This window comes from Neisseria shayeganii (assembly GCF_014054965.1).
Taxonomy (GTDB): Bacteria; Pseudomonadota; Gammaproteobacteria; order Burkholderiales; family Neisseriaceae; genus Eikenella; species Eikenella shayeganii.
Map to the genome: position 1 here is coordinate 49,682 of NZ_CP059567.1, position 23,094 is coordinate 72,775.

Here is a 23,094-nt window from a genome sequence, read left to right on the forward strand (position 1 = left end):
AGCTTTCTGGTATGTGGTTTGTCTGTTTTACAGATTTTACAAAGGTCTCAGGTTGCAGTCAGGAAAAATAAGGGATTTTCGGCTTAATGGACATTTGGGTTGGTTTTTAGAGAACTTAGCTTCTAATGGACATTTAGGTTGGTTTTTGAGCTCTTTTTTGCTTCCTAAACTCCAAAGAAATTATCTATAAACAGTCTTTTAGATTCCATACTCATCCCGGCATGGCAGCGTATTTTGGTCTTCAATTCGCCAAATTTCCCTTCTAAGCGGTTGGTGGTGTTCGGTATCATCAGTTTTTGATTTTGTTGATACGTGAATAAATAGCTCAGGTTGCGCCTCAGACTGTGGTAAGCACTTCTCAATCTTTTGTGGGTGTACCACTTTTGGTGTCCGTCTATGCTGTAGCTGAGTTCGTTCAAATAGTCGCGATGTCTTGCATGCCATAAAAACAGCTCACTCTCAAAGTCGGCTTTGCTGTAGCCAAACAAACTGTCAGCCAACTCTTTCGGCTCTCTGCCTGCGTCCGACTTTGGACGGCGGGTCAGATAGCGGCGGACGGTTTGCTGTTGGTGAAATTGACAGAGTTGGAAAGGAATGTCGGGATACAGTGTGCTCAATCCTTTGAAGCCGTCGGCAGTGATGCTTTGAATGGCAATGCCTTTATTGAGAATAGCCTTTAACCCTTGTTCATAGAGTACGGTACTTTCTTTTGCCACATACTGCTTGTGCAGCACTTGGCCGTTGAGGCTGTTCATAAACACCATGACGCCGAAAGCTCTGCCGAAGTAGGTTGTGTCCATGATGATGTTGGCAACCGGATGGGGCGGCGGCGGCCGATGCAGGCTGGCTTGTTTGAGGCGGCGCTGTATGGTTTTTAAGCTGCAACGGTGCCGATGGGCCAGTTGGGCATAAGTTTGTTTGAGGTGGATGTACTCATACAAAAGACAGTCATTGTCGAGTGTCTTTGAGACCGGGAGAAATTTGTTGCAGGCAGAACATTTATATCTTTGCCTACCGTTTTTTCTTCCGTATTTGATAAGGGTGTTTTGATGGCAAAACGGGCATTTTTAACAAACATTGGCAAAAAACCGCTGAAAGCCTTGTATGCTAAGGATTACAGCGGTTTTTACCAACCCAAATGTCCATTAAGCCGGATTTTACGTATTAAAAACAGCCGAAATCCTGCATTCGGATTTCGGCTGTGGAAAGAGAAGAGTGTTTTGTAAACGCTTCAGGGCTACCTGAAAAATGCTGCAGATAATCTTTGCTTTAACTGTCAGCAGTTCAATCGTGCATCATTGTGGCATCTAAGGTGTTTTCTAATAGGGTGGCAATGGTCATCGGACCGACGCCTCCGGGAACAGGTGTAATCATGGCAGCACGTTTGCGGGCAGCTTCAAAGGCCACATCTCCGCACAAACGGCCATCATCCAATCGGTTAATGCCCACATCAATCACTACTGCTCCCGGTTTGATCCATTCGCCGGGAATAAAATTCGGGATGCCGACGCCCACGACCAAAATATCTGCTTGCCCTACTTCGGCAGCCAGATCTTGTGTCGCACTATGGCAGACGGTTACCGTGGCTCGGGCCAGAAGCATTTCCAGTGCTTGAGGGCGGCCAACAATATTGGAGGCGCCGACGATAACGGTTTTTTTGCCTTTGGGGTCGATGCCGTAGGCGTCCAGCAGGGTCATAACGCCTTTGGGGGTGCAAGGACGCATTAATGGCATTTTCACCGCTAAACGGCCAACATTGTATGGGTGGAAGCCATCCACATCTTTGTGCGGGAGAATGCGTTCAATCACCGATTGGCTGTCTATGTGTGCGGGCAAGGGCAATTGGACCAGAATGCCATCAACCTCTGCATCGGCATTCAATTCATCAATCAGTTTCAATAGCGCTTCTTGGGTAGTGCTGGCAGGCAGTTCATGGCTGCGTGACGTAAAAGCCACCTTTTCACAAGCCAATTTTTTGTTACGTACATAAACCGCGCTTGCAGGGTCGTCGCCGACCAATACTACAGCCAAGCAAGGGGCCCTTAGGCCTTTGGCTAGACGATTGGCCACTTGCTCGGCAACATATTGCAAACGCTGTTCGGATACGGCTTTGCCGTCAATCAGCTGGGCGCTCATCAAATGGTTTCCTCTGAAATGAACAATAAAATCGCGGGAGGTGCGGGAAGCAAAGGTCATCAATGGACTATGTTTGCTCAAACCCGTATTTGAAATAAAGGGCGGCATTGTCTCATTTTCCGCCGGTTTTTTCATCTTGAAATAGAGTCCAGTTTATTTAGAAACATGATTCACGCTTTTCGAAAGGCAGCCTTACTTATTTTTGAATAAAAAAGCATAGGGTTAAGCTAAAGTGAGGGCGATTTGGCGCAAAGTGCTTGACCTTTGGGTAGGGAGCGGGTATATTCCCGCTTCTCGTCGGGGCGTAGCGCAGCCTGGTTAGCGCATCTGCTTTGGGAGCAGAGGGTCGTGAGTTCGAATCCCACCGCCCCGACCAAAGTAACCCGACATTGGTTGCGACAGGAAGTTAAGGTAGAGCGCCCGTAGCTCAACCGGATAGAGCACCCGCCTTCTAAGCGGGCGGTTACAGGTTCGATTCCTGTCGGGCGTGCCAAGCGTCGAAAAGTTTTTAATGTGGTGGCTGTAGCTCAGCTGGTTAGAGTCCCGGATTGTGATTCCGGTTGTCGTGGGTTCGAATCCCATCAGCCACCCCAAATATTCAGCCCGAATGCTTTAAGCATTCGGGCTTTTGCTTTGTGTGCTGCTAATAATTCTGCCAAACCGTCCACAGCCCCATGGCACAAAACAGCGCACAGGCGCTCAGGCGTACGATTCGAGTGGGCATCCGGTTGAGCAGACGGGCCCCTAGATAAACGACCGGCACATTGGCCAACATCAGGCCTAAGGTGCTGCCAACGAGTACCGCCCACATTTCCTGATAGCGGGCGGCAAGAAATACGGTGGCCAATTGGGTTTTGTCGCCGATTTCGGCCAGAAAAAACAGAATAAAGGTGGCAAAAAACGCACCGTATTTCATCATCGGGCTGTCTTGGCTGTCGTCTTTGTCTGGCCGCAGCAGCCATAAACCAACCGCAAGAAAGTTCCCCCCCACCAGCCAAGACAATGCGGTTGGCGAAAAGCGGGCGGCCAGCCAAACGCCGATCCAAGCGGATAAGGCGTGGTTTAGTAGGGTGGCGGCGAAGATGCCGGCACTGATCGCATATTTTTGTCGGAAACGGGCGGCCAAGAATAAGGCCAGCAATTGGGTTTTGTCGCCAATTTCGGCTAAGGCCACCAGCACGGTGGAAGAAAAAAAGGCATCCATACTCATTACCTGGCGGGCGATCAAACAAAAAGACGGCAAAATCCGCCCGCCAAGGGGCATTGCCGTCTTAAGTCTCATCAATCCCGCCGGGGACGCCGTAACCATGCCCGATTGGGCAAATCTGTTGATTAGGGCTCCGGGCTACCTGAAACAGCCCGGACGACTACTCCCTCAAGAAGTGGGGCCGATTATAGAGACCCTGCTTCTTCTCTGCAAGCGTCGCGGTGTATGGATGATTTCTCAATACGTTCGCTGCAAAAGCCGATGTTGCTGTTTTAGGGCGTGTTGTCAGTTGGCATGATGGTGGTTGTTTGCGGTAAAACGCCCCCGTCTGCGGCGTCGCCCGCTCGGGATAACGGAAAGTTCGCAAGGTGTCCAATCTTGCCGCACGCTCTGCTTAGCATACGGGGCTTTACCGTCCCCAAACCGCTAAGCCAGCCAAACGGCCGCACACCCTAAACGGTGCTGTATTCGGACCGATTGTTGGTCGGCAAAACGCCTCACATGGCCTAGATGCTGACTGCCTGCCGCTGTTGTTCCGCCGCTTCCAAAATTTGCAAGATTTCTACAATGCCCTGCCCGATGCGCCGCGCATAGTTGATGTCGTTCATTAAAGAAGAGGTTTGCCAGCCGCCTAGCTTGCCGCTGCGCAGCTTGACCAACACACGGGCGCGGAATGTTTCCAGGCTGGCCGTATGCGCTTCCAGTTGCGCCATGCGCTCACTGCGCTGCGCCGACTGCAAGGGGAGGGCATTGATTTCCCGAAACAGGCGCAGGGTTTTGAATAAATGCTTGCGCAGGCGGAGATAGTCTTTGAACACAGGCGCATCGGGTTGTTGCAGATACTGCTGCATATTTTTTTGCAGGTGTTTGCTCTCTTTGACGATTTCCACTATTTGCCAAGCCGCTTCGTGTGCAGTGGCCAACCGTTGCTGCTGGCTGTCGCCTTCGATATCGGTCTTACCCGTGAAATCCAATAATTCGCTGTACAGCGGTTTGATTTGGCTTTCGTAATACGCCTGAGCGTTCAGATGCAGCGGCGCTTGGGGCGGCGGCAATTCCTCTTCTTCTTCCTTGTACAGGTGTTCAACCGGAATAAAGAGCACATGGCAAATCACCTCTGTACCCAAGGTATTCAAGTGGCCCACTTCTTGAAACACTGCCCGCACGGCGGTATCGCCCGAACGCAGCATATTGTCGTTCAGGTAGCGTGCCCGCACCGGTGTGCTGTTTTCCGGTAACAGGCTGGTTTCCGCCTTTTCAGGTAGCCATTGCAGCAGTTTGTCGGCCAAGCGCTGCTGCAGCTTCCAGAAAACGGCCAAACCCAAGCCGTTAAATAGTGTGTGGAACAAAGCCAGCTGCAGCAGATTGCCCATGCCTGTCCAATCGGCCAAACCGATGACCAACCGGCTCAACGGCCACCACAGAATCAAAGACAGCACGGCGGTCACCACGTTAAACACCAAATGTGCCAAAGCCAAACGCTGGCCGCTGCGGTCGCTGCCGAGCATGCCCACGAATGCGGTCGATACGCTGCTGCCCACATTCGAGCCGATGGCAATCGCAAAACCCTGCGTCACGCTGATCTGCCCGCCGGCCAAGGCTGCCAAGGTCAGAATCAGCGTGGCGTGCGAAGACTGCAACACAATGGTCAGCAAGAGGCCGATGCCGCAGAAAATCGCAATTTCGGCCACGCCGTTGAAACGCAGCGACGCAAAATCCACTTGCCCGCCCAAGGCCTGAAAGCCGTCTTTAATCGCATCAATGCCTAAGAAAATCAGCGAAATGCCCACCAGCACCCGGCCGACCGCTTTGCTTTTATTGTTGAAAAAACTGGCCAAAATGCCGAATACCAGCATCGGCACCGCTATCGGGCTCAAGCTGATGCTCTGTCCGGCCAGCGCCAACAGCCAAATGCCGCTGGTGGCGCCGAGGTTGGTGCCCAAAATAATCGCAATGCCGCCGGCCAAGGTAATCAGGCCCGTGCTGAGGAAGGCGATGGTGAGCAAAGACACCAAGGTGCTGGACTGCAGCACAAAGGTGGCGCCGATGCCGAACAGCAAACCCTTGCCCGCCGTGGCCGTGCTTTTGGCCATCAAACGCTCCAGGGTGCCGCCGGCGGCATTGTGCAAGCCCTCCTCAATACACTGCATGCCGAACAAAAACAAAGCCAAGCCGTAGCAGAGCTTCAGCCAAGCGGTGCTGTACCAGAAAGAAGCGGCCAAAACGGCCAGCAACACAAGCGAAAACAGGGTTTTTAAAGGCAGTTTTTTCATAGCGATACAGGGAGAGTGGGAACGGGCCGTTCTGTCGGCAAATATGACAGAAAGATGACAGAACGCGTTGGATTATAGCCTGTCTTGAGCGTCTTACCTAGACAGCACATCCCTGCCCGCAATGGCTTTCAAACCGCACTGCCGGGCCACAAAACAAAAAGGCTACCTGAAAGCCCTGCTGCAATCAGCATCCTGCTTTCAGGTAGCCTGCGGGAGGCAGGCCGCCATCCTACCCATGGCAGCCTGCTACGGCATCAAACAATCTTCACTGCCGGCACCGCAATCACGGCGCGGCTGATTTTTTCTTGGGAAGGCAGCACATTGGCCTGGCCGGTGAGGATTTTGTCGCCGTTTTGGTTGACCACCACGGTTTCCAGCGCCACCCGTTTTTTTTCTTCGTCACGCGACACCACGGTCAGGGTGACGGTTAAGGTGTCGCCGATGTACACCGGCCGGCGGAACTGCAGATCCTGGCCCAGATAAATCGTGCCCATGCCGGGGAAGCGGGTACCGATGACGGCGGAAATCAGGCCGGCGGTAAACATACCGTGCGCAATCGGCTTTTTAAACATGGTACCGGCGGCGTATTCGGCGTCCAAATGCGCCGGATTGGTATCGTGGGAAACCGCCGCATACAGCACCACATCTTCCTCGCTTACCGTGCGGCTCTGGCTGTAGCTTTGGCCGATGGTCAGTTCGTCAAACGTAAAATTGCTGATGATGTCGCTCATGGTACGCTCCTGATGAAAGTTGGGAAGACAAGGCCTCGAATGTTGCCGCAAAGCCGGCGGTTCGGCAAGTATGGCGGCTTTCAGGTAGCCTACCGTTTAAGGCTATAATCCACCCTTATTTCTGAATCAAGCAAACACCATGAACATCATTGCCACCCTCGCCACCGAATTAAACGCCACCGCCGCCCAAATCCAAGCCGCCGTCGAACTGCTCGACGACGGCGCCACCGTGCCCTTTATCGCCCGCTACCGCAAAGAAGTAACCGGCGGACTGGACGACACCCAACTGCGCCACCTTGCCGAGCGTCTGCAATACCTGCGCGAATTGGCCGATCGCAAGCAAACCGTGTTAAAAAGCATTGAAGAACAAGGCAAACTCACGCCCGAGCTTCAGACGGCTATCGAAGCGGCCGACAACAAAACCGCGCTTGAAGACCTCTACCTTCCCTACAAACCCAAACGCCGCACCAAAGCTCAAATCGCCCGCGAAAACGGTTTGCAGCCTTTGGCGGAATTATTGTTACAAACGCCGTCTGAACAGCCCGAAACCGCCGCCGAAGGCTACCTGAACGAACAAGTACCCGACACCAAAGCCGCGCTCGACGGCGCACGCGCCATTCTGATGGAACAGTTCGCCGAAGATGCCGAACTGCTCGGCAACTTGCGCGAAAAACTGTGGAACGAAGCCGAAATCCATGCCCAAGTGCTTGCCGGACAAGAAGAGGCCGGCGAAAAATTCAAAGACTATTTTGACCACCGCGAACCCGTCCGCAACATGCCCAGCCACCGCGCGCTGGCCGTATTGCGCGGCCGCAACGAAGGCGTGCTGCAAGTCGCCCTCAAATACCAGCCCGACGAAACCCCGATTACCGAGCAGAGCGAATACGAAAAAATCATCGTCAAACATTTCGGCATCACCGATCAAGGCCGCCCCGCCGATCGGTGGTTACGCGACACTGTGCGCCTTACCTGGCGCGCCAAAATCTTCCTCTCGCTGGAGCTTGAAGCCTTAGGCCGCTTGAAAGAAGCCGCCGACACCGACGCCATTACCGTGTTCGCCCGCAACCTCAAAGACCTGCTCTTGGCCGCCCCCGCCGGCCGCCTGCCCACCCTCGGCCTCGACCCCGGCTACCGCACCGGCATCAAAACCGCCGTGGTGGACGACACCGGCAAGCTGCTCGACACCGCCGTCGTCTATCTGCACCAAGAAAACAACGCTTTAGCCACCCTTGCCCGCCTGATCAAACAACACGGCGTAAAACTGATTGCCATCGGCAACGGCACCGCCAGCCGCGAAACCGACAAACTCGCCGGCGAATTAATCAAAAGGCTTGCTGCGACCGCAGGAAGTCCCGAAGGGAAAATGGGGCTGCATAAAATCGTCGTCTCCGAAGCCGGCGCATCCGTTTATTCCGCTTCGGAGTTGGCCGCCAAAGAATTTCCCGAGTTAGACGTTTCCCTGCGCGGAGCCGTCTCCATCGCCCGCCGCCTGCAAGACCCGCTGGCCGAATTGGTAAAAATCGACCCCAAATCCATCGGCGTCGGCCAATACCAGCACGATGTCAACCAAAGCCAACTCGCCAAATCACTGGATGCCGTAGTGGAAGACTGCGTGAACGCCGTCGGTGTGGACGTGAACACCGCCTCCGTCCCTCTGCTGGCACGCATTTCCGGCCTCAACAGCACACTCGCACAAAACATCGTTGCTTACCGCGACGAAAACGGCGCATTCGACAGCCGCAAAAAACTCCTCAAAGTACCGCGCCTCGGCGAAAAAATCTACGAGCAGGCCGCCGGCTTCTTGCGCATCAACGGCGGCAAAGAACCGCTGGACGCATCCGCCGTCCACCCCGAGGCTTACCCTGTCGTCGCCAAAATGCTCGACGACCTGCATATCAAAGCCGCCGATCTCATCGGCAACCGCGAAAAAATCAAACAAATCAAGCCCGCCAGCTACACCACCGAGCAATTCGGCCTGCCCACCATCATGGACATCCTCGCCGAACTCGAAAAACCCGGCCGCGACCCGCGCGGCGAATTTCAGACGGCCACCTTTGCCGAAGGCATCAACGAAATCAGCGATTTACAAGTCGGCATGATTTTGGAAGGCGTAGTGAGCAACGTAGCCAACTTCGGCGCATTCGTCGATATCGGCGTCCACCAAGACGGTCTCGTCCACATCTCCGCCTTGTCGAATCGGTTCGTCCAAGACCCGCGCGAAGTCGTCAAAGCCGGCGACGTAGTTAAAGTGAAAGTGCTGGAAGTCGATGCCGCCCGCAAACGCATCGCCCTAACCATGCGCTTGGATGATGAAGCAGGTAACGCTTCTGGAAGAAACGGCAGGCTACCTGAAAACGGGCACGGCAAGCGCCGTTCAGGTGGCCCGCAATACCAACGGCAGGAAAAACCAATGGGCAATACCGCCATGGCCGATGCGTTTGCGAAGTTGAAAAAGTAATTTCACCAATACGATATTGCCAAGGTGCTCCAGATGGGAAAATCCAGCCAGCCTCAGAAAATCGTTGAATTTTTACAAGCCAATCCGCTACGGAAATTCACGGCACGCCAAATTGCCCAAGCCATTACGGAACAATATCCGCATGACTATCAAAATAAAAAATCTAAATTTGCCGATGAAAAAGCATTTATCCAACAAGTCGTCTCAGAAATCGGTTCACACAAAAGTTCCGTACTGAAATTATGTCCCGCCATCCGTATGCAGGACAAACCACGCCCGCGTTTGTTTTGGTTTGATCCAAGCCACCAACAAGATAATGGATTGGTCGTGGATGAATCCGCCTATGCCGCCTCGGAGCAAGACCTGTATCCTTTGATGATGCGTTTTTTGTCCTCCAATTTAGGTTTATACGGTTTGCGAATTGACGAAAAACGCTCCAAAAACAATCGTGGCAGCAGAGGCAATCATTGGCTGCATCCGGATATTGTTGCAATGCAGGCATTGGATAAAGCATGGCAGCACGACGTGCGCCAATGCGCCCAATCGGGCGCGGGGCAACATGTGCTGTTGTGGTCGTTTGAAGTGAAGCGGGAGCTCAATGGCAGTAATGTGCGGGAAAGCTTTTTTCAGGCAGTCAGTAATTCTGGTTGGGCCAACGAGGGATATCTGGTCACCACCGCAATTGTCGGTGAACATACCGAACAGGAACTGCGCATTTTGTCAGCCTTGCACGGCATTGGCGTGATCATTTTGAACACCCAAGAATGGAACGACAGCGAGATTTGGCTGCCCGCCAAGCGCAAAGAACAAATTGACTGGCAGTCGGTCAATCGCATTGTGGAACAAAATACCGATTTCCAAACATTTATTGAGTATGTGGCCATTTATTTTCAATCGGGAAAAATCGTTGAAAACAATTGGAATCAATGATGAGGCCGTCTATAAAAGGAAAAATACATGACGACCGACAACACACTCATCCTCTACACCACTTCAGACGGTCTTTCCCAATTTGTGTTACGCGAATTGGGCGCGCAGCTTTGGTTGACGCAGGCGGAAATGGCGGAGCTGTACCAAGTAAGGCCGCAATCGATTACCCAACACATCAAAGCCATTTATCAAGAGCTTGAAATCGATGAAACGGCAACTTGTAAGGAATACTTACAAGTTCAAACGGAGGGCGGGCGCGAGGTCAAACGGCAGTTAAAACACTATTCCCTGCCGATGATTATCGCTGTCGGCTATCGTGTGCGCTCTTCGCGCGGGACACAATTCCGCCAATGGGCGACGCGTACTTTGGGCGAGTATCTGCAAAAGGGCTTTGTGCTGGATGACGAACGCCTGAAAAATCCACCGGTCGGTACCATCCCCGCACCGGATCATTTTGATGAATTGCTGGAGCGCATCCGCGATATCCGCGCCAGCGAAAACGGGTGTATCTGCGCGTGCGTGAGATTTTTGCGCTGGCGGGGGATTATCAGCCCAGTTTTCAAGAAACCACGCAATTTTTCAAAACCATTCAAAATAAACTGCATTTTGCAGTGACCGAGCATACCGCTGCTGAGCTGGTTTATCGGCGAGCGGATGCGTCCAAGCCGTTGATGGGCTTAACGCATATTACCGATGGTGTGGTTCGTAAAAAAGATATTAAAACGGCCAAAAACTATTTAAACGAAAAAGAAATCAGCCAGTTAAACCGCATCGTCACCATGTGGCTGGATTTTGCCGAAGATCAGGCTCAGCGCAAGAAACAGATTTTTTTAAAAGACTGGGAGATAAAGTTGAACCAGTTTTTAGAATTTAACGAGCGCGAAGTGCTGCAAGGTTCGGGTAAGATCAGCAGGAAACAGGCCGATGCTAAAGCAGAAGCCGAGTATGAGCGCTATATGGCCGCGCAACGGCAAATTAAGGAGCAGTAGGGAGTAGTGGATATTGCCGAATTATTGAGCCTGCAAAAATATGCTTCTGAAAAGTCAAAAAGTTAATCTAAGGCATATGTTTTTTTCCCTTCCCTCGCGCCCACCCCAAGCGCATCACCCACAGGCTACCTGAAACACCCTCATCGCCGCTGACCTCCGCCATGACTGCAACCGCCATCGAAACCCACCCGCTGCCGCCCTTCGTTCCCGCCAACGCCAAACTGCTGATGCTCGGCTCCTTTCCGCCGCCGCGCTCGCGTTGGAAGATGGATTTTTATTATCCCAACTTTCAAAACGATATGTGGCGGCTGTTCGGTTTGGTGTTTTTCCAAGACAAGGATTATTTTGTCGAAGCAGGTGGCAAGGCGTTTAAAGAAGTGCTGTTGCGGGCGTTTTTGGCGCAGCGCGGCATTGCCATCAGCGATGCCGCATATCGGGTGATTCGCTTGCAGGGCAATGCGTCGGACAAGTTTTTGCAGATTGTGGCGCCGGTGGATTTGGCGGGTTTGCTGGCGCAGATGCCGCAATGCCAAACGCTGATGAGCACCGGCGATAAAGCCACGGAGACATTGCTGTCTTTGCTGCCGCCGGGCACGGCCAAGCCGCCAATCGGCGGTTTTTCGGAGGCGGAGTATGCGGGGCGCTCTTTACGGCTCTACCGGATGCCTTCGTCTTCGCGGGCTTACCCTTTGGCTTTGGAGAAAAAGGCGGCGGTTTACGGGCGGTTTTTTGCGGAAATCGGTTTGTTGTGAGCGCTGACGTCACGCCGCTTGCCGACACAGCAAAATCAGCACCGCTTTGGCCGCAGCAAATGATAAAGGGCTACCTGAAACGCTTTCAGGTAGCCCTTGCCTTATCTGCAGCAGCGGTTTACAGGCCACCTTGGCCGATGCCGTTGGCAATATCGCGCACGGCGCTCACGTAGAGGCGGCTGTGGTTGTATTGCCAAATGCTGTAGAAATTGTTCAGGCCGATGTAATACTCGAAGCGCTCGGGAGCGACTTCCAAGCGGAAGAGCACGGCTTTTTCATGGTCGGCCACGGCTTCCAGCGGCACCACGCCCATTTGGCGCAGCTGGCCGACGGTGTAATTGAGTGCGGTTTTTTCTTCAATCAGCGCCAAAAGCTGCGGGGTGGTTTCGGCCAGCGACACGGGCACCATCACGCGGCCGCCAGTCTGCCAGCCGTGGGCTTTCATGTAGTTGGCCACCGAGGCGGCCACGTCGGGCACGCTGCCCCAGATATTGCGCTGGCCGTCGCGGTCGTAGTCCACCGCCCATTTGCGGTAGCTGGAAGGCATAAACTGCGGCATGCCCATGGCGCCCGCGTAGCTGCCCATAAAGCTGAAGGGATCGCGCCCTTCTTCTTTGGCCATCAGTAGGAATTCGCCCAGCTCTTTTTGGAAAAACTCTGCGCGGCGCGGGTAATCAAAGCCCAAGGTGGGCAGGGAATCGGCCAGGCGGAAGCTGCCCATATTGCTGCCGTAGTTGGTTTCGATGCCGATGATGGCCACGATGATTTCGGCCGGCACGCCGTATTCGCGGGCCACTTGGTCGATGACTTGGCGGTTTTGCTGGTAGAAGCGGCGGCCGCCGTTGATTTTGCCGCTGCCGGCGTTGCCGCGGCGGAACTCGTACCACGGGCGGGACGTGCCGGGGCGGTTCATGATGCTGATGATGTTGCCCTTGTATTGCGCGCGCTCGAAAAACTGCTGCAGTTCGGCTTCGCTGTAGCGGCCGTGGCTGGCCTGATGGCGGATGAATTGCTGCACATTAGCGTTTTGCGGAAAGCCGGTTTGGGCAACCGGTGCGGCGTTGGGATCGAAGGCGGGCGGTTTCGCCGGTGTGGCGGGCGCCGGGCGGGCGGATACGACCGGATCGCTGGCCTGCTGGCTGCGGCAGGCAGTCAGGGCCAACACGGCCGCACTCAGCAGCAAGACGGTTTTTGTTTTCATGAGAAGCTCCGAAATGGGAAAGCCCGTTGTGGGCACCTGGGTCATGGGTACTGCCGAAACGGGCGAATGTTTGGCTCGCCGCCGGCTGCGGGAGTCGTGCGCTAAGCGTGATTAGGCGATTTGGTGCCGGCGGGTACGGCGGCGGGAAACTGGCGGCAGTGTAACAGCCTGCCAATACAAAGGCTACCTGAAAGCGTTTCAGGTAGCCTGGCACCATGCGGTCGGCGGCCGCACGATTACAGACGGCTTAGCGGTAGGCTTGGCATTTGATGTCGCGGTTGGTGCAAAACATGGCGTTTTGCTGGGTACCGCAGGCTTGGCGTACTTTGTGGCGGGCCACGCCTTCGTTTTGGTCCAAGGCCTCGTAAGTTTTGCCGAACACCGATACGCTGCAGGCGTAAGTGGTGGGGGTTTGGCGTCGGTTTTCGATGATGATGTGCTGTTGCTGGCGGTTTTGCTGCTCCAGAGTCAGCACGCGGCGGCTCAGCTCTTCCACCCGCTGCTCCAAATACAGCAGACGGGCGGCGGTATCTTGGCCGTTATCCGCCAGCGTCAGGGCCGGGGCGGCAAGACCGGCGGCCAGCAACAGGCTGAGGCATACTTTTTTCATTTCGTTTGTCCTTTTTGTTTTGTTGGATAGGGCGGAAAATCAAGGGGCGCGATGGTGCCTGCATCGCACGTTAATATCCAGCAGGTCGGCTTATAAATTGTTATAAAGTTTGCAAAGAAGGGGTTAACCTGAAATTTTATGCTTGTAAAATAGGGCGGAGTGGTTTTCAGGTGGCCTGCCGCCGCGCTCGTCCATGCGCCTGCCGGCAAGCGGCGGTGCAGCGCTGTGCAAAGCCTGTAAATCCTTGCCGCAATTCCGTTATAATGCCGCGTTTCGGTATGCCTCACATACAGACTGTATTCGGTTTATGAGCTCCTCCCCTGTTTCCGGCAAAACCCCGCTGGCCAAACGGCCTTGGTTTGCCTTCCTCAGTTCCATGCGTTTCGCGGTGGCCTTGCTGTCTCTGCTGGCGCTGGCTTCCGTCATCGGCACCGTCTTGCAGCAAAACCAGCAGGATGTCGGCTATGTGGTGGAATTCGGCCCGTTTTGGGATCAGATTTTCCGCTTTCTCGGCCTCTACGATGTGTATTCCTCGGCTTGGTTTGTGGCCATCATGGCCTTTCTGATGCTGTCCACCGGCCTTTGCCTGTGGCGCAACATCCCGCCGTTTTTGCGCGAAATGCGTTCTTTCCGCCTCAAAGCCACCCGTCAATCGCTGGCGCATATGCAGCACACGGCCATGCTCACGCCGGCGCCTGCGCCCGATGTGGCGGAACGCTACCTGAAAGTTTCCGGTTTCTCCGTCAAGCAGCAAGCGCGCGAAGACGGCAGCCTGCTCTTGGCCGCGAAGAAGGGGGCGATGAACAAATGGGGCTATATCTGCGCCCACGCGGCCATCATCGTGATTTGTTTGGGCGGCCTGATCGACAGCAATATGGGCCTGAAGTTGGGCATTCTTTCAGGTAGCCTGAAGCCGGACAAGACCGCCGAATTCGCCAGCGATTTCGCGCCGGAAAGCCGTTTGGACAGCGGTACCTTGTCGTTCCGCGGCGATGTCAACGTGCGCGAAGGGCAAACGGTGGACAAGGTGTTTCTCAACACCGGCGAGGGCATGCTGGTGCAGGAACTGCCGTTTACGGTGCAACTCAAGCAGTTTCATGTGGATTTCTACGACAACGGCATGCCGCGCAATTTTGCCAGCGATTTGGTGGTGACCGACAAAAAAAGTGGCGAAGTCTTCCACCCCACGATTAAGGTCAACCACCCCTTCACCCTGCACGGCATCACGGTGTATCAGGCCAGTTTCGGTGACGGCGGCTCCGGCCTCAATTTCCGCGCTTGGAATTTGGCCAGCCCCTCTCCGCTGGCGGCCGAGTTGAAAGCCGCCTCCATGAGCAGCTTCCCGCTGCATTTGGGGCAGGGGCAATCCGCCAACTACACGCTGGAGTTCAACGAGTTGCGCCCCATGAATGTGGAGGATGAGGAGCAGGCCGCGCCGGAAGGAGGCAGCGCCTTGCACCGTCAGCTGCAAGATGTGCGCAGCGTGCGGCAGGAAAAAAGCGTGCGCAATGTGGGCCCCACCATCACTTTCCGCGTGCGCGACCAAGCCGGCCAGGCCAAAGAATACGTCAATTACATGCTGCCCCTGCTGCGCAACGGCGACTATTATTTCGCCACCGGCGAACGCGCCGCATTGGATCAGGAATACCGCTGGCTGATGATCCCGGCCGACTTCAACGGCAAACCCGATACCTTTATGCACCTGCGCGCCGTATTGCAAAACCCGCAGCAGCGGCAGGCGGTGATCGAGCAGGCGGTGGCCGGCATGGAAGGCGACACGCAAACCCGCTTCCGCGAAGCCTTGGGCAATGTGCTGGAGCTGTTTGCCCGCGAAGGTTATACCGGCCTGAACGATTTTGTGGCCGCCAAAATCCCGGCCGGCGAGCAGGAGCGGATGCGCGAACTGTTTTACCAAATGCTGTTCGGCGCCGGCAATCTGGCGCTGGACCAGGCGCTGGCCCAGCAAGGGGTGCAATGGCCGCAAAACGAAGCCCGCCAGCGTTTTCTGCTCAACAGTTTCGATGCCTACACCGGCCTCACCCGCTTTGATGCGCCGGTGCTGCTGCAGCTGGACGGCTTTAGCGAAGTGAAGTCTTCCGGCCTGCAGATGACCCGTTCGCCCGGCCAAGGCTTGGTGTATTTGGGTTCCGTTTTGCTGGTGTTGGGTACCGTCTTTATGTTTTACGTCCGCGAAAAGCGCGCTTGGCTGCTGTATGAAGACGGCGGCGTGCGCTTTGCCATGAGTTCCGGCCGCCACGGCCGCGAACTAGACACCGAATTTCCGCAGCACCAAACCCACCTCGCGCGCTTGGCGCAGGAGTTGAACCATCATGAACCATCCTGAATCTTCCCCTTATCTGCCGCCCGATATGTCGCACGAGCTGCTGCGCGAGCGCCGTTTTTGGCGCAAGCTGGGCGCGGCCGATTGGCTGTTTGCCGCCCTGATGGCCGCCATTGCGATGGCGGTCCACCTCATCTTGCCGCACCGCATGGACGTTTACGAAGTCTGCATCCTGTGGTGCAGCGCCGCGTCGGCGGTGGCGTTGGGCTGGTTTTTCAAACCGCTGCGCTGGTATATCCCGCTGTGCATCGCGCTGGCCTATGGCGCGGTGCTGCTCTACGGCGGCCACATTGAGCAGGCCGACAACCGCTTTCTGTTGAAATACTTTTTAAGCAGCCAATCGGCCATCGGCTGGCTGTGCGCACTGGTCATCATGGCTTGGGGCTGCTATGCGCTGGGCCTGTTCGGCAAACGGCACGGCGATTCCGCCACCAACACGCTGCTCGAGATGGGGCGCAACCTCAGCTGGGCGGCTGCCGTGGCCGGCTTGACCGGTATGCTGGTGCGCTGGCACGAAAGTTATCTGTTGCGCCCGGATGCCGGACACATTCCGGTTTCCAACCTGTATGAAGTGTTTATCCTGTTCATCGTCATCACTGGGCTGATGTTTTTGTATTACGAAGGCAAATTCAAGCTGCAGCGGCTGGGTGTGTTTGTGTACACCCTGCAGCTGATTTTGGTGGGTTTCGTGTTGTGGTACAGCTTCAGCCGCAACGCCCACCAAATCCAGCCGCTGATTCCGGCTTTGCAGTCTTGGTGGATGAAAATCCATGTGCCGGCCAATTTCATCGGCTACGGCGCTTTCTGCATGGCCGCCTTTCTCGGCGTGGCCGAATTGCTGAAACTGTACCGCCCGGCGCTCAAACTGCCGGAAACCCATGTGATCGAAGAGGTGATGTATAAAGCGATTGCGGTCGGCTTCCTCTTTTTCACCATCGCCACCATTCTCGGCGCATTGTGGGCCGCCGACGCCTGGGGCCGCTACTGGAGCTGGGATCCGAAAGAAACCTGGGCCTTTATTGTGTGGCTCAACTACGCGATCTGGCTGCATTTGCGTCTGGTGGCCGGCTGGCGCGGTGCGGTGCTAGCTTGGTGGGCCATTGTCGGCTTTTTCATCACCGCTTTCGCTTTTGTCGGCGTGAATATGTTTTTAAGCGGCCTGCATTCTTACGGCGGGCTGTAAACAACAGGCTACCTGAAAGCCGTGCCGCTTTTCAGGTAGCCTGTTGTTTTCCGCATCATCATTCATCCCCTTTCCCTGCTGCCACAATACAAAGGAACCCCGATTTATGGATTTCAGTTGGCTGGCCGACCCGGTAACCTGGCTGGGCTTCGCAACCCTGATTATTTTGGAAGTGGTGCTCGGCATCGACAATTTGGTGTTCGTGGCCATTCTCGCTAACAAGGTGAAACCGGCCCACCGCGACCGTGCGCGCATCACCGGCCTCGTGCTGGCCGTGCTGATGCGCTTGGTGATGCTCGGCTTTATGGTGCAGCTGATGCGCCTGACCGCGCCGCTGTTCGAAATCAACGGCCACGCCGTTTCCGGCAAAGACATGATCATGTTTTTCGGCGGCCTGTTCCTGCTCTATAAAGCCACCACCGAATTGCACGAGCGCCTGGAAGGCGTCAACCACTACACCGTGGCCGAGCAGCACAAAGTCCATGCCCCTTTTTGGGGCGTGGTGGCGCAGATTCTGGTGCTCGACGCCGTCTTCTCTATCGATGCGGTGATTACCGCCGTCGCCATGGTGCAGCACATCGAAGTGGCGATGGCCGCTGTGGTGGTGGCCATGGGCATGATGATTTGGGCCAGCAAACCGCTCACCGAGTTTGTCGATAAACACCCCACCGTGGTGATGCTGTGCTTGGGCTTCCTGTTGATGATTGGCTTTTCGCTGATTGCCGAAGCCTTCCATGTGGAAATCCCCAAAGGCTACCTGTATGCCGCCATCGGCTTCTCCATCCTGATTGAAATCTTCAACCACATCGCCCGCCGCAACACCGACAAAAACGCCTACAGCGGCAGCTCCTGGCGCAAGCGCACTGCCGAAAACGTGCTCGGCATGATGGGCATCCGGGAAGCCGTGCTGGCCAAAGCCGGTGAAACCGACAACGACGGCTATTTTGAAGAAAACGAAAAATCCATGATCCGCAGCGTGCTCACCCTGGCCGAGCGCCCCATTCCCGGCGTGATGATTCCGCGCCGCGACATCGAGCGGCTCGACATCTCGCAAAGCAAGGAAGAACAGAAAGCCCAACTGCAAAACACCCCGTATTCCCGCCTTCTGGTGGTGGGCAAGGCCGGTGCCGACGAGCCCTTGGGCTACATCAACAAAAAAGACTTGCTCAACCAGCTCTTGGACGAAGGCGAAATCAACATCCAAGCCGCCCTGCGCCAACCCTTGATTCTGCCCGACAGCGCCAACGCCCTCTCCGCTATCGAGCAGTTCCGCCGCAGCAGTGCCGATTACGCGCTGGTGGTGGACGAATTCGGCGCCGTTCTCGGCATGGTGACCATGAAAGACCTGTTGGAAACCATTGCCGGCGAATTTCCCGAAGCCTTCGAGCGCGAAGACAGCCCCAGCCTGCAAACCAATGCCGACCACAGCCTCACCGTGGACGGCAGCTTGGAATACGTGGAACTTGCGCCGCAGCTCAACCTGCCGCCGCAGGAAGAAGACGCCGACTACCACACCGTGGCCGGCCTGATGATGGAGGAGCTGCAAAGCATCCCCGATGTCGGCGATACCCTCGATTATTACGGGTGGCGTTTCGAAGTGCTGGAAAAAGAAGGCCAGCGCATCGAGCGGGTGAAAGTCAGCAAACTGCCGGACGAGGATTGAGCCGCTCCGGTTGCCAAGCGCCCTTTCAGGTAGCCTGAAAGGGCGCTTGGCTTGTTTGGGCCCATGCCGGTGCCCAGCTTAGCTACAATCCCAAGTGTAGAGCACGCGCGAAAAATCGCGGCGGCGCAAATCGTCGGGGCGGATAAACAAATGGGCAATGCCGGCGTCGCCCCACATCATCAGCTCGGGCGGTTGGCTGTCGAGCTGCACCAATTGCACGTAGGCCATTTCCTCGGCGCTGAGGCGCGGGTCGTCCTGCGTGAAGGTGGGGTAGCCGCCCACGCGGTTGCCGTTGCCTGCGAATGCTGCCAAATAAGCTTCGGCAAAGGCATCGAATTCGTCTTCAATCCAGTTGTCAAAATGAATGTCGGGCGCGCACTCGCCTGTCAGGTAGCAGGTGCGATCGTCCAGGGCGGGAAATTGCACGCCGGCCTCGAAACGGATGGCGCAGGGCTGTGTGAAGGGCAGACGCGGCGGGCGCGCAAAACTGCGTTTCCACTTTTGCCACAGCCCCTGCGCGGGCGGATCCAGTGGCGGCAGGAAAGAAAAATCGCGCACCAGCGCCGAGTCGTCGGTCAGCACTTTGGGGTAATAGCAGAGGCGGAAAGCGCTTTGGTCGGCGGGGTGGTCGAAATTGGCGCCCCAAGTCCAAGTGGCCTCGACAAACCACTGCAAAATGCCCTCGGTGGGAAAGTCGGGCAGGGGTGGCATTTCGGCAAAATTGATTTGCAAGAGCAGATACAGCGGCTTGCCGTCCGCACTGTGCGGGTAGGCCGCACCGGCGGGCAGATAGGGCAGGCCGCCGAGCTTGCTTTGGCGCCAGCCCAAGTCGGCAGCGGGGTGCAGTATCATTTCGGCGGTGGGCCTGGCCGCAGCCAGCAGGGCGTTTTTATAGGGCGCAAATGCGGGGTGGTTTAAGGCGGGGTGCGTCAGCATACAAACCTCTATTGGCAGGCCGGAAAAGCTTTCAGGTAGCCCGAAGGCTACCTGAAAGCGTTGCGTTTGCGAAGCGGGGAAGGTCAGCTTCTGGCCTTAAAGCTGAGCAGATGGCGGCTGCCGGCCAGCCAAGCGCCCAGCGCGCCCAAGCCGCACACCACGGCAAACACCACGGCGATTTCCCAGCCGTGGAAAAAACGCCAGTCCAAATGCAGGCCGTAGGGGCGGAAAATGCGGTCGATCAGCGGGCGCGTGGTCTGCACCAGCCAGCCGCACAAGAGCAGGCTCAGGCCGGCGGCCAGGGCGCTCTGCCACACGGCCTGATAAATAAACGGGCGGCGGATAAACGAGGCGGGCGCCCCCAAGAGCTTGGTGATTTCGATTTCTTCCTTGCGGCTGAGGATTTGCAGGCGGATGGTGTTGTGCGCTACCAAAACAAAGGCCACGCCCAAGGTGAGCGCCAGAAAACGGAACACCTGATGGACGAAGGTATTGATTTGGTAGAGTGTTTGCATCCACTCGGCATCCATCTGCGCGCTGTCCACCTGCGGCAGGGCGGCCAGGTCTTGCTGCAGCGCGGTTTGTTCTTCTGGCGTGAGGCCGTCCCGCGGGCTAACGGCAAACACGTCTGGCAGCGGATTGCTGTCGAGCATGGACACCAAATCCTGCCCTTGGAAGGCCTGCTGCAGTTCGCGCATGCCTTCCTGTTTGCTCACGAAATCCGCCTTCTCAATGCGTACATCGGCTGCCAGTTTGGCACGGATGTACTCCGCCGCCGCGCTGTCGGCTTCGTGGTTGAGATAGAGGGTGATTTGCGGCGCTTCGTTCAGCCGCCCCAACACCGTGCCGCTGCTCTGCACGCCCAAATACAGGGCCAGCGGCAGGGTCATGGCCACGGCCAACATCAGCAGCACCAACAGCGTGCCCAGCGGTTGTTTGAATAAGGCTTTGAAAGCCTGCAGGGCGGCTTCGAGATGCAGGGAAAGATAATGTTTCATGCGGCAAACCTGCCTTCCTGCAAGCGCAGGATGCGGTGGCCGTAGTCGGCCATCAGGGTTTCATCGTGGGCGGCTACAATCACGGTGGTGCCGGCCTCGTGGAAGGTCTTGAACAGCTCCATGATGTCTAAGGCATACGCGCGGTCGAGGTTGGCCGAGGGTTCGTCGGCAATCAGCAAGCCGGGCTGGTGCACCACCGCGCGGGCGATGCACAGGCGCTGCTGTTCGCCGCCGGAAAGGGTAATCGGATCGGCCAGCTCGCGCCCGCCCAAGCCCACTTTTTCAATTGCAATCCGCGCGCGTTTGTCGGCGGTTTGGCGGTCGTAACCGATGATGCGCAGCGGCAGCAGCACGTTTTGCAGCACGTTGCGGTCGAACAGGATTTTGTGGTCTTGAAACACGATGCCGATGTGTTGGCGCAGATAGCCCAAGCGCTGGTCGGACAGGCTGCCGATTTCCTGATTGTTCATCCACACCTTGCCGGAAGTGGGTTTGGTGATGCCGGCAATCAGCTTGAGCACGGTGGATTTGCCGGCGCCGGAGTGGCCGGCCACAAAAATCATCTCGCCTTTATTGATTTGAAAGCTGACGTTTTTGAGGGCATGAAAGCCGCCGGGGTAGGTTTTGCAAACTTGTTCGAAACGGATCATGAAGCAATGGATTCCTGTGGGAGAAGGCGGCGGTGCCGGCCGCAGCCGTCGGCCGTCGGTGCGCCGAGGCAAATAAGGCAGTGATTATAACGGCAATTCGAGCCGCCGCCCAATGCCGGCAGCGCCGTCATCGGCAGGCAGACGGCATAGGCTGCCGCAGCGTGAATTTTTCTCCGCGTTTCCTGGCAAAAAAAGCAATGAACTGCCAATCCCGCCGCATCTTGTTTGCCGCCGCCAGCGCCGCCGTTTCCGGCTAAAACCTTATGAAATATTGCCTTTACGCCTTACCCACAAAAGCTGTGGATAACTTCGTGGAAAACCATGGGGCAGCGCGCGGAATGCTTGAAAAATCAGGCTTCGGCTTGGTTTGCCCAAAAAATTGTCATTTTTGAAAAATTTATTGCTATTTAATGATTTAGATTGTTTCTCAAGCTGTCAAGCCGGCCGGGCGGCTGCCTGGGCGACCGCACAAAAAACAGAGTCCGTCAATGTGGATAAACACAAAAAATTTCCCCGACTTGGCTTGACAAAAATGCAAAGCGACGTAAATTGCCGCCCCATCTGGTTTTTCCGATTCGGCCCGAAACATGATTGCTGCCCATCCCGTCCGCCGCCCCGCCGCCTGGCTGTTTTGCCGCGTAATCGACAACTACGGCGACATCGGTGTGGCTTGGCGTTTGACCTGCCGTTTGGCCGAAGCCGGCTTTCAGGTAGCCTTATGGCACGACCACCCGCCCTCGTTGGCGGCTTTGTTGGGCGGACAGCCGTTGCCGCCCGACATCCGCGTGCACGCTTGGCAGGGCGACAATGCTGCCGGCTTGGCGGAAGAGGCGGCCGCGGCCGTGCCGGCGTTGGTGGTGGAAACTTTCGGCTGCGACTTGCCGGACGCGGTGTTGGCGCACGTCCGCCGCAGCGGTGCCTTGTGGCTCAACTGGGAATACCTGAGCGCGGAAGACTGGGCCGAGGCCATGCACGGCAAGCCGTCTCTGCAGGCCGACGGCACAGACAAATATTTTTGGCTGATGGGTTTCAGCGCCGAGAGCGGTGGCCTGCTGCGCGAAAACGCTTATGCCGAACGGCGGCAGGCGTTTTTACAGGATGCGGCCGCCCAAACGGCGGTGTACCGGGCGTTGAGGCTACCTGAAACGCCGCCTGCCGCCTGCCGCTGGCTGTTTTTCGGCTACGACAGCCCGGTTTGGGCAGAATGGCTGGCCGCTTGGCAGGCTTGGGGGCAGGCGGCGGAATGGTGGTTGGCCGGGCACCAGATTGCCGACAGCCTGAGGCGCAGCGGTGCGGTGCCCGAGCACGCCCTGCGTCAAGCCGGCGACGTGTGGCAGGCGGGAACGGTGCGGCTGGTGCGGGTGGACTTTGTGCCGCAAAACGAATTCGACAAAGTGCTGTGGTTGGCCGACGGCGTGACGGTGCGCGGCGAAGACAGCTTTGTGCGCGCCCAGTTGGCCGGCAAGCCGCTGCTGTGGCACATTTATCCGCAGGCGGAAATGGCGCATGCCGACAAACTGCATGCCTTTTGGCAGAAAATGTATGCCCGTTCGGCCGGCGTGGCTTGGCAGGCGCCGCACCAACAGCTGTCGGACGAACTCAACGGCATCCATGGCCTAAGTGAGGAGCAACGCATCGCCGCGTGGTCGGCCCTGCTCAACCGCCTGCCCGAATGGCGGCAGGGCACGGCGGCTTGGCAACAGCATTTATTGGCGCAAGCGGATGCGGTCAGCCGCCTGCTGCAACGCTGGCCGCTGGTGCGGCAGGCTACCTGAAACCCCTTGTTTCGGATGCCGTCCGACAATGAAGCCCAAACGGGCCAACCGAATCAGCGCCGTCCGCTTTCAGGTAGCCTGAGGGCTTTGCCCTTCGCCAGATAGGCTTGCCGTTTAAAGCGCAACAGCGCAGAGAGCATGAGCGCCACTCCCGGGGCATCAAGGTAGTAAGCAGAAAAGTGTCCGGAGGGCGGTTTGGCAACTCTCGGCCTGCTGCTTCGCTGCGCGGAAGGGCCACCGGCGGCGGGCAGATGGGCTACA

16 protein-coding genes, 3 tRNA genes and 2 pseudogenes are annotated in these 23,094 nt (G+C 56.5%); 11 read left to right on the forward strand and 10 right to left on the reverse strand.

Annotation, left to right across the window (positions count from 1 at the left end; genetic code table 11):
• Positions 1-164: 164 nt before the first annotated feature.
• Together H3L94_RS00225 and folD are read right to left on the reverse strand one after the other, a co-directional pair.
• Positions 165-1,055, reverse strand: a pseudogene (locus H3L94_RS00225) (IS256 family transposase, variant Zn-binding type); the annotation flags it as partial.
• 229 nt (positions 1,056-1,284) lie between these two features.
• The gene (folD, locus tag H3L94_RS00230) at positions 1,285-2,136 is read right to left on the reverse strand and encodes a bifunctional methylenetetrahydrofolate dehydrogenase/methenyltetrahydrofolate cyclohydrolase FolD (RefSeq protein ID WP_182123069.1); all 852 of its coding nucleotides are present in this window, start codon (positions 2,134-2,136) and stop codon (positions 1,285-1,287) included.
• Positions 2,137-2,434: 298 nt separating this feature from the next.
• On the opposite strand from folD, the gene H3L94_RS00235 reads away from it, so the two are divergent.
• The 3 genes from H3L94_RS00235 (at position 2,435) to H3L94_RS00245 (ending at position 2,729) form a co-directional block, all read left to right on the forward strand.
• Positions 2,435-2,512, forward strand: a tRNA-Pro gene (locus H3L94_RS00235).
• 40 nt (positions 2,513-2,552) lie between these two features.
• A tRNA-Arg gene (locus H3L94_RS00240) sits at positions 2,553-2,629 on the forward strand.
• Between the two features lie 23 nt (positions 2,630-2,652).
• A tRNA-His gene (locus tag H3L94_RS00245) sits at positions 2,653-2,729 on the forward strand.
• 50 nt (positions 2,730-2,779) lie between these two features.
• On the opposite strand, the gene H3L94_RS00250 is transcribed toward H3L94_RS00245, so the two are convergent.
• From H3L94_RS00250 to H3L94_RS00260, 3 genes are all read right to left on the reverse strand, one after another.
• Positions 2,780-3,340 carry a TMEM165/GDT1 family protein gene (locus tag H3L94_RS00250; RefSeq protein WP_182122186.1) on the reverse strand — a complete coding sequence of 187 codons (561 nt, stop codon included), beginning with the start codon at positions 3,338-3,340 and terminating at the stop codon, positions 2,780-2,782.
• A 509-nt stretch (positions 3,341-3,849) separates the two neighbouring features.
• Positions 3,850-5,616: a Na/Pi cotransporter family protein gene (locus H3L94_RS00255; protein WP_182122187.1), complete on the reverse strand. Its 1,767-nt coding sequence runs from the start codon at positions 5,614-5,616 to the stop codon at positions 3,850-3,852.
• A gap of 254 nt (positions 5,617-5,870) precedes the next feature.
• The gene (locus H3L94_RS00260; RefSeq protein ID WP_182122188.1) at positions 5,871-6,347 is read right to left on the reverse strand and encodes a MaoC/PaaZ C-terminal domain-containing protein; all 477 of its coding nucleotides are present in this window, start codon (positions 6,345-6,347) and stop codon (positions 5,871-5,873) included.
• Between the two features lie 139 nt (positions 6,348-6,486).
• Between H3L94_RS00260 and H3L94_RS00265 the strand changes: the two genes are divergently transcribed.
• The 4 genes and pseudogenes from H3L94_RS00265 to H3L94_RS00280 all read left to right on the forward strand — a co-directional run bounded on the left by H3L94_RS00265 (position 6,487) and on the right by H3L94_RS00280 (position 11,476).
• Positions 6,487-8,805, forward strand: a complete 2,319-nt coding sequence (locus tag H3L94_RS00265; RefSeq protein WP_182122189.1) for a Tex family protein — start codon at positions 6,487-6,489, stop codon at positions 8,803-8,805.
• A gap of 33 nt (positions 8,806-8,838) precedes the next feature.
• Positions 8,839-9,735, forward strand: coding sequence for a COG2958 family protein (locus H3L94_RS00270; RefSeq protein ID WP_182122190.1), 897 nt, complete (start codon positions 8,839-8,841; stop codon positions 9,733-9,735).
• 27 nt (positions 9,736-9,762) lie between these two features.
• A pseudogene (locus H3L94_RS00275) lies at positions 9,763-10,724 on the forward strand (virulence RhuM family protein).
• Between the two features lie 161 nt (positions 10,725-10,885).
• Positions 10,886-11,476: a uracil-DNA glycosylase family protein gene (locus tag H3L94_RS00280; RefSeq protein WP_182122191.1), complete on the forward strand. Its 591-nt coding sequence runs from the start codon at positions 10,886-10,888 to the stop codon at positions 11,474-11,476.
• A gap of 118 nt (positions 11,477-11,594) precedes the next feature.
• On the opposite strand, the gene mltB is transcribed toward H3L94_RS00280, so the two are convergent.
• Positions 11,595-12,677: a lytic murein transglycosylase B gene (mltB, locus tag H3L94_RS00285; protein ID WP_182122192.1), complete on the reverse strand. Its 1,083-nt coding sequence runs from the start codon at positions 12,675-12,677 to the stop codon at positions 11,595-11,597.
• A 247-nt stretch (positions 12,678-12,924) separates the two neighbouring features.
• Complete coding sequence (locus H3L94_RS00290) at positions 12,925-13,287, reverse strand: hypothetical protein (RefSeq protein WP_182122193.1); 363 nt, start codon at positions 13,285-13,287, stop codon at positions 12,925-12,927.
• A gap of 307 nt (positions 13,288-13,594) precedes the next feature.
• On the opposite strand from H3L94_RS00290, the gene H3L94_RS00295 reads away from it, so the two are divergent.
• The 3 genes from H3L94_RS00295 (at position 13,595) to H3L94_RS00305 (ending at position 18,474) form a co-directional block, all read left to right on the forward strand.
• Positions 13,595-15,631: a cytochrome c biogenesis protein ResB gene (locus tag H3L94_RS00295; protein WP_182122194.1), complete on the forward strand. Its 2,037-nt coding sequence runs from the start codon at positions 13,595-13,597 to the stop codon at positions 15,629-15,631.
• Positions 15,618-16,811 (forward strand): c-type cytochrome biogenesis protein CcsB, encoded by a 1,194-nt coding sequence (ccsB, locus tag H3L94_RS00300; RefSeq protein WP_182122195.1) that lies wholly within the window; start codon positions 15,618-15,620, stop codon positions 16,809-16,811. Before H3L94_RS00295 ends, ccsB begins: the two co-directional genes overlap by 14 nt.
• Positions 16,812-16,917: 106 nt before the next feature.
• Positions 16,918-18,474, forward strand: coding sequence for a TerC family protein (locus H3L94_RS00305; RefSeq protein WP_182122196.1), 1,557 nt, complete (start codon positions 16,918-16,920; stop codon positions 18,472-18,474).
• A 78-nt stretch (positions 18,475-18,552) separates the two neighbouring features.
• Here the strand turns inward: H3L94_RS00305 and H3L94_RS00310 are convergent, their stop codons facing one another.
• The 3 genes from H3L94_RS00310 to H3L94_RS00320 form a co-directional block, all read right to left on the reverse strand.
• Entirely contained in the window at positions 18,553-19,410 is an 858-nt protein-coding gene (locus H3L94_RS00310; RefSeq protein ID WP_182122197.1) for a YwqG family protein, read from the reverse strand.
• A gap of 83 nt (positions 19,411-19,493) precedes the next feature.
• Positions 19,494-20,408 carry a permease-like cell division protein FtsX gene (gene ftsX, locus H3L94_RS00315; protein WP_182122198.1) on the reverse strand — a complete coding sequence of 305 codons (915 nt, stop codon included), beginning with the start codon at positions 20,406-20,408 and terminating at the stop codon, positions 19,494-19,496.
• Positions 20,405-21,058 (reverse strand): cell division ATP-binding protein FtsE, encoded by a 654-nt coding sequence (locus H3L94_RS00320; RefSeq protein ID WP_182122199.1) that lies wholly within the window; start codon positions 21,056-21,058, stop codon positions 20,405-20,407. The genes ftsX and H3L94_RS00320 overlap by 4 nt, the downstream gene beginning before the upstream one ends.
• 587 nt (positions 21,059-21,645) lie before the next feature.
• Here H3L94_RS00320 and earP point away from each other — a divergent pair.
• Positions 21,646-22,833 carry an elongation factor P maturation arginine rhamnosyltransferase EarP gene (gene earP, locus H3L94_RS00325; protein WP_182122200.1) on the forward strand — a complete coding sequence of 396 codons (1,188 nt, stop codon included), beginning with the start codon at positions 21,646-21,648 and terminating at the stop codon, positions 22,831-22,833.
• The last annotated feature ends 261 nt before the right edge of the window (positions 22,834-23,094 follow it).